Genomic DNA, 6447 nt, shown 5'->3' on the forward strand with positions numbered 1-6447 from the left:
CAGCATTCTGACCAACAACAGCGCCATGGTCGCGCTCCAGACCCTGAAATCGGTGAATGCCAATCTGGGCAAGGCGCAGGCCGAGATCTCGACCGGCAAGGCCGTGGGCAACGCCAAGGACAATGCCGCCGTCTGGGCCATCGCCAAGGTCATGGAAACCGACCAGTCGGCGTTCAAGACCATCCAGAAGAACCTGAACGTGGCCGATGCGGTCGTGGCGACGGCTCGTGCCGGCGCCGAGCAGATCACCGACCTTCTGCGCGAGATGAAGGACCTGGCCATCGGCGCGGCGAATGACGCGGCCGATTTCGGCAAGATCCAGACGGATATCGCCGCGAAGAGGGCGCAGATCACCTCGATCGTCGCCGCCTCGCAGCTGAACGGGATCAACCTGCTGGCGACCGATGTCAACGGCACGGGTGGCACCAGCTTCAGCGTGCTGAGCTCGCTTGATCGCGTGAACGGCACGGTCGACACCGATGCGGTCCCGATCACGGTGAACGGCGTCGACTTCGAGGCAGATATCGCGGGGGCCACGGTCACCTCGATCAACAGCCGGGCCACTGCCGTGACCGCGATCGGCGAGATCGAGGCCCTGATCGACATCGCCATCCAGGGCGCCGCCGATCTGGGCTCGGCGGGCAAGCGCATCGCCGACCAGTCGAACTTCGTCGGCAAGCTGTCCGATTCGCTGAAGATCGGCATGGGCGCGCTGGTGGATGCCGACATGGAAGAGGCCTCGGCCCGGCTCCAGGCGCTGCAGACCCAGCAACAGCTGGGCATCCAGGCGCTGTCCATCGCCAACCAGGCGCCGTCGGCGATCCTGTCGCTGTTCCGCTGATGATGGTCGGGGCGCCGCGTGGCGCCCCCTCCCATCCCCAAGACACTCCAGAACGGGAAGACATCCTTGAACGCGGTCACCCCTCTCACCCAGCACGGATACAAGAGCGCAGCCCTGCGCAACCCCCGCGACGCGGAATACGACGCATTCTCGCGCGTCACCCGCCTGCTGCGCCAGGCGCCCCGGCACTGCATCACGGCAGAGGCCGTGCAGGCCGTGCACCTGAACAACGAACTCTGGACGATCCTGGCCGCCGACCTCGCCGAGCCGGGCAATGCGCTGCCGGAAGCGATGCGCGCAGGGCTTCTGTCGCTGGCCGGCTTCTGCCTCCGGCGCGGCCATGCGGCCCTGGCGGGCGAGGCCGGCACCGATGCGCTGATCGACATCAACCTGTCGATCATGAAGGGCCTGCGCGGCGAGGTCGCGGCATGAGCGGCCTCGTCCTCAAGCTTGCCCCGAACGAGCGCATTCTGATCAATGGTGCCGTCATCGAGAACGGCGACCGCCGGTCGCGCATCTCGATCAAGACGCCCAACGTCAACGTGCTCCGCCTGCGCGACGCGATCCACCCCGATGCGGCGACGACTCCGGTCTCTCGGGCCTGCTACATCGCGCAGCTGATGCTGTCCGGCGATACCGATGCGGCCACCGGCCGCCAGCAGCTGATCCGCGCGATCGAGCAGCTGAGCCAGGTCTTCGACGACCGCGACAGTCGCGTCCTGCTGGCCAAGGCCAGCGATCACGCCGTCCAGGACAACCCTTATCAGGCGATGCGCCGCCTGCGTGAATTGCTGCCCCGCGAGGCGCGGCTTTTCGCCATCGCCCGCCAGTGAGGGCAGGCCGATGATGCCGATCAGCACCGGCACGGGGGGGCTTCTGGGGTGGAAGATCCTGCAGAGGACCGAAGCCCGCCAGATCGAGATACTGCGCCGTGATGCCGTCGTGCAGCGCGCGACGAGCTATCTGCGCAACAATCCCGACAAGCTCGCCTCGCCCGAAGCGCTGGTCGGCGATTACCGCATGCTCAGCGCGGTCCTGTCGGCCTTCGGGCTGGAAAACGACGTCGCCAACAAGGCCTTCATCCGCAAGGTCCTGGACTCCGACCTTGGCGACCGCAACGCGCTGGTGAACCGGCTCAGCGACAAGCGCTATCTGCGCATGGCCGAGGCGCTGGGCTTCACCGCGCCCAAGGGGCCGGCCGCCGATCTGGGCGAAAGGCTGGGCCAGGCCTTCATCCAGCGCGAATACGAACGCCGCGTGGGCGCGGGGGACGAGGATCTGCGCCTCGCCCTCAATGCCAGGCGCGAGATCGCGGCCTTCGCAAGCAGCGGGAAAAGCGCCGCGACCCAGTGGTACGAGGTGATGGGCAACCCGCCCCTGCGCAAGGTGTTCGAGACGGCCCTGGGCTTCGGCCCCAGCTTCGGCAAGCTTCCGGTCGAACGCCAGAACGCGGAATTCATCAAGGCCGCGCAGCGCCAGTTCGGCACGTCCAGCCTGTCCGATCTGGCCGAACCCGCCGCGACCGAGCGGCTGATCGTCTCGTTCCTGGCGCGCGCCCAGCTGACCCAGCCGGCGGGACAGAACCGCTACAGCGCCGCGCTGACCCTGCTGGCCCGGCCCTAGCCTGCCACAGCGCGCATTTTGCGGCCGCGCGCGGCCCGCCGCACCTTGCGCCCAAGGCGGTCTTGACTATAACCCCGGTCGATTTACGCAAATCCAGCACATCCGGGGGCGACCATGCCGAAGAGAACCGATATCAAGTCCATCCTGATCATCGGCGCAGGCCCCATCGTGATCGGGCAGGCCTGCGAATTCGACTATTCCGGCGCCCAGGCCTGCAAGGCCCTGCGCGAGGAAGGCTACCGGGTCATCCTGGTCAACTCGAACCCGGCCACGATCATGACCGATCCCGAGATGGCCGACGCGACCTATATCGAGCCGATCACCCCCGAGATCGTCGAGAAGATCATCGCCAAGGAACGCCCCGACGCATTGTTGCCGACGATGGGCGGGCAGACCGGCCTGAACACGGCGCTGGCCCTGGCCGATAACGGCGTGCTGAACCGCTACGGGGTCGAGCTGATCGGCGCGCAGCGCGCCGCCATCGAGATGGCCGAGGATCGCAAGCTCTTCCGCGAGGCGATGGACCGGATCGGTCTGGAAAACCCCAAGGCCACGATCATCGCCGCACCCAAGGGCGCGAACGGCAAATACGACGTGAATGCCGGTGTCGCCCAGGCGATGGACGCGCTCGAGGAGATCGGCCTGCCCGCGATCATCCGCCCGGCCTTCACACTGGGCGGCACGGGCGGCGGCGTCGCCTATAACCGCGACGATTACGAACGGATCGTGCGCTCGGGCCTCGACGCCTCGCCGGTCGCGCAGGTGCTGATCGACGAATCCCTTCTGGGGTGGAAGGAGTACGAGATGGAGGTCGTGCGCGATCGCAACGACAACGCCATCATCGTCTGCTCGATCGAGAACGTCGACCCGATGGGCGTCCATACCGGCGATTCCATCACCGTCGCCCCGGCCCTGACCCTGACCGATCGCGAATACCAGATCATGCGCAACGGCTCGATCGCGGTGCTGCGCGAGATCGGTGTGGAAACCGGCGGCTCGAACGTGCAATGGGCGATCAACCCCGCCGATGGGCGCATGGTCGTGATCGAGATGAACCCGCGCGTCTCGCGCAGCTCGGCGCTCGCCTCCAAGGCGACCGGCTTCCCGATTGCCAAGATCGCCGCGAAACTGGCCGTCGGCTACACCCTGGACGAGCTGGACAACGACATCACCAAGGTGACGCCGGCCAGCTTCGAGCCCTCGATCGACTATGTCGTGACCAAGATCCCGCGCTTCGCCTTCGAGAAATTCCCGGGCTCGAAGCCCGAGCTGACCACCGCGATGAAATCCGTGGGCGAGGTCATGGCCATCGGCCGCAGCTTCCATGAATCGCTGCAAAAGGCGCTGGCCTCGATGGAGAACGGCCTGACCGGCCTCGACGAGATCGCTATCGAGGGCGCCGCCGACCAGGGCAAGCCCGCCGTGATCGCGGCCCTGTCCAAGGCGACCCCCGACCGCATCCGCGTGATCGCCGAGGCGATGCGCTTCGGCCTGACCAATGACGAGATCCAGCGCGTCACCAGCTTCGACCCCTGGTTCCTGGCCCGCATCCGCGAGATCGTCGATGCCGAGCACCAGATCCGCGAGAACGGCCTGCCCTCGGACGAGGAGGGCCTGCGCCAGGTCAAGATGATGGGCTTCACCGATGCCCGCCTGGCCCATCTGACCGGCCGCGACGAGGCCGAGATCCGTCGCGCCCGCCGTGCCCACGGGATCCGCCCGGTCTTCAAGCGCATCGACACCTGCGCGGCCGAGTTCGAGGCCCAGACCCCCTACATGTATTCGACCTACGAGGCCCCCGCGATGGGCGACGTGGAATGCGAATCCCGCCCGACCGACGCGAAGAAGGTCGTCATCCTGGGCGGCGGCCCGAACCGGATCGGCCAGGGGATCGAGTTCGACTATTGCTGCTGCCATGCCTGCTTCGCGCTGACCGGCGCGGGCTACGAGACGATCATGATCAACTGCAACCCGGAAACGGTCAGCACCGATTATGACACCTCGGACCGTCTCTATTTCGAACCGCTGACGCTGGAACATGTGCTCGAGATCCTGCACACCGAACAGCAGGCCGGCACGCTGCACGGCGTCATCGTCCAGTTCGGCGGCCAGACGCCCCTGAAACTGGCCAACGCGCTGGAAGCCGAGGGCATACCCATCCTCGGCACCACCCCCGACGCAATCGACCTGGCCGAGGATCGCGAGCGTTTCCAGAAGCTGCTGAACGATCTCGGCCTCAAGCAGCCGATCAACGGCATTGCCAGCAGCGATGCGCAAGCCATTGAAATCGCCGAGCGTATCGGCTTCCCGCTGGTCATCCGCCCCTCCTATGTCCTCGGCGGCCGCGCGATGGAGATCGTGCGCGACATGGACCATCTGCGCCGCTACATCTCCGAGGCCGTGACCGTCTCGGGCAAGAGCCCGGTCCTTCTGGACAGCTACCTCTCGGGCGCGATCGAGGTCGATGTCGACGCCCTCTGCGATGGCGAGCATGTCCACGTCGCCGGCATCATGGAGCATATCGAGGAAGCGGGCGTCCATTCCGGCGACAGCGCCTGCTCGCTGCCGCCCCACACGCTGGACGCGGCGACCATCTCCGAACTCAAGGCGCAGACCGCCGCGATGGCCCGCGCGCTCAAGGTCCGCGGCCTGATGAACGTGCAATTCGCGCTGAAAGACGGCCAGATCTTCGTGCTCGAGGTGAACCCGCGCGCCTCGCGCACCGTCCCCTTCGTCGCCAAGGCCACCGACAGCGCCATCGCCTCGATCGCCGCGCGCCTGATGGCGGGCGAGCCGATGTCGAACTTCCCCGCCCGGCCCCCCTATCCCGAAGGCGTCGGCCCCGAGGACGACCTGCCCTTTGCCGATCCGATGACGCTGGCCGACCCGATCACGCCGTGGTTCTCGGTCAAGGAGGCCGTGCTGCCCTTCGCCCGCTTCCCCGGCGTCGACACGCTGCTGGGCCCGGAAATGCGCTCGACCGGCGAGGTGATGGGCTGGGACCGCAACTTCGCCCGCGCCTTCCTCAAGGCGCAGATGGGCGCGGGCACGCATCTGCCCTCCGAGGGGCGCGTCTTCCTGTCGGTCAAGGATTCCGACAAGACGCCGGCCCTGGCGCAGGCCGCCCGCGATCTGGTCGCGATGGGCTTTTCGCTGGTCGCCACCTCGGGCACGGCGGATTTCCTGGATGATCAGGGCGTGGCCTCGACCCGCGTGAACAAGGTCTACGAGGGCCGCCCGAACATCGTCGACCGCCTGAAGAACGGCGAGATCGCGATGGTCCTGAACACGACCGAGGGCGCCCAGGCCATCACCGATTCGCGCGAGATCCGCGCCGTCGCCCTTTACGACAAGATCCCCTATTTCACCACGGCCGCGGGCAGTATCGCGGCGGTGGCGGCGATCAAGTCGCGCGAGGAGGGGGAAGTCGGGGTCAGGTCGCTGCAGGCTTAGGCCTGCAGCACCTGTTCCTGTTGTCAGACACCTGCGAGCGCGTCGCGCACAGGCTGACACACTGCATCTGCAGTCTGTCCATCTAAGCAGTTCTTTACCCATGATGATGCCAAAACCTGCCAAAGCATATCGCCTCCAATAACGAGACGATCGCCAGCAGTGTTCACCCAAAGGTGGTGGTCCGGCATTACCATGACCGCGTTTAGCGCATCAATTGTTTCTGCGGCGCCTCTTTCAATACGATTGGGAATGTCAGGCCAACCAATCGCGGCCAGTCCTTCGAATACAACTCTTTCCGGGACATCTCCTCCTGGCAGGATATTACAACCAGCTCGAGGATCTTGGTCGCCATCTAGGTAGACTATCGATGGCCGTGGAAAGCGCTCCTGCTCAACCATCATGCCTAGGGTCAGGACCCATTGATTTTCTTGAGGCTGTCCGGCCCGCGTGATTCAAGCTCCCGAACTGACGGGGGTGATGATGAGCAATCTTTTCTGGCTGACTGACGCGCAGATGGAGCGGTTGAAGCC

Annotated in this window: 6 protein-coding genes; 5 read left to right on the top strand and 1 reads right to left on the bottom strand. The window is 66.0% G+C overall.

All coding sequences use genetic code 11. The features are described from left to right. The 5 genes from QAR72_RS15325 to carB all read left to right on the top strand — a co-directional run. On the top strand, window positions 1-841 hold an 841-nt coding region (locus QAR72_RS15325), incomplete at its 5' end, for a flagellin N-terminal helical domain-containing protein (protein ID WP_304618246.1). Between the two features lie 66 nt (window positions 842-907). After that, window positions 908-1273 carry a flagellar biosynthesis regulator FlaF gene (flaF, locus tag QAR72_RS15330; protein ID WP_304618247.1) on the top strand — a complete coding sequence of 122 codons (366 nt, stop codon included), beginning with the start codon at window positions 908-910 and terminating at the stop codon, window positions 1271-1273. After that, window positions 1270-1674 (top strand): flagellar biosynthesis repressor FlbT, encoded by a 405-nt coding sequence (gene flbT / locus QAR72_RS15335; RefSeq protein WP_304618248.1) that lies wholly within the window; start codon window positions 1270-1272, stop codon window positions 1672-1674. The genes flaF and flbT overlap by 4 nt, the downstream gene beginning before the upstream one ends. A gap of 13 nt (window positions 1675-1687) precedes the next feature. Then, on the top strand, window positions 1688-2464 hold the full coding sequence (locus QAR72_RS15340; protein ID WP_304618249.1) for a DUF1217 domain-containing protein: 777 nt from the start codon (window positions 1688-1690) through the stop codon (window positions 2462-2464). A 114-nt stretch (window positions 2465-2578) separates the two neighbouring features. Further along, window positions 2579-5917 carry a carbamoyl-phosphate synthase large subunit gene (carB, locus tag QAR72_RS15345; RefSeq protein ID WP_304618250.1) on the top strand — a complete coding sequence of 1113 codons (3339 nt, stop codon included), beginning with the start codon at window positions 2579-2581 and terminating at the stop codon, window positions 5915-5917. Between the two features lie 23 nt (window positions 5918-5940). On the opposite strand, the gene QAR72_RS15350 is transcribed toward carB, so the two are convergent. Continuing rightward, window positions 5941-6318: a hypothetical protein gene (locus QAR72_RS15350; RefSeq protein WP_304618251.1), complete on the bottom strand. Its 378-nt coding sequence runs from the start codon at window positions 6316-6318 to the stop codon at window positions 5941-5943. Window positions 6319-6447 lie beyond the last annotated feature (129 nt).

The organism is Paracoccus sp. (in: a-proteobacteria), from assembly GCF_030604785.1.
In the GTDB taxonomy this organism is placed as follows: domain Bacteria; phylum Pseudomonadota; class Alphaproteobacteria; order Rhodobacterales; family Rhodobacteraceae; genus Paracoccus.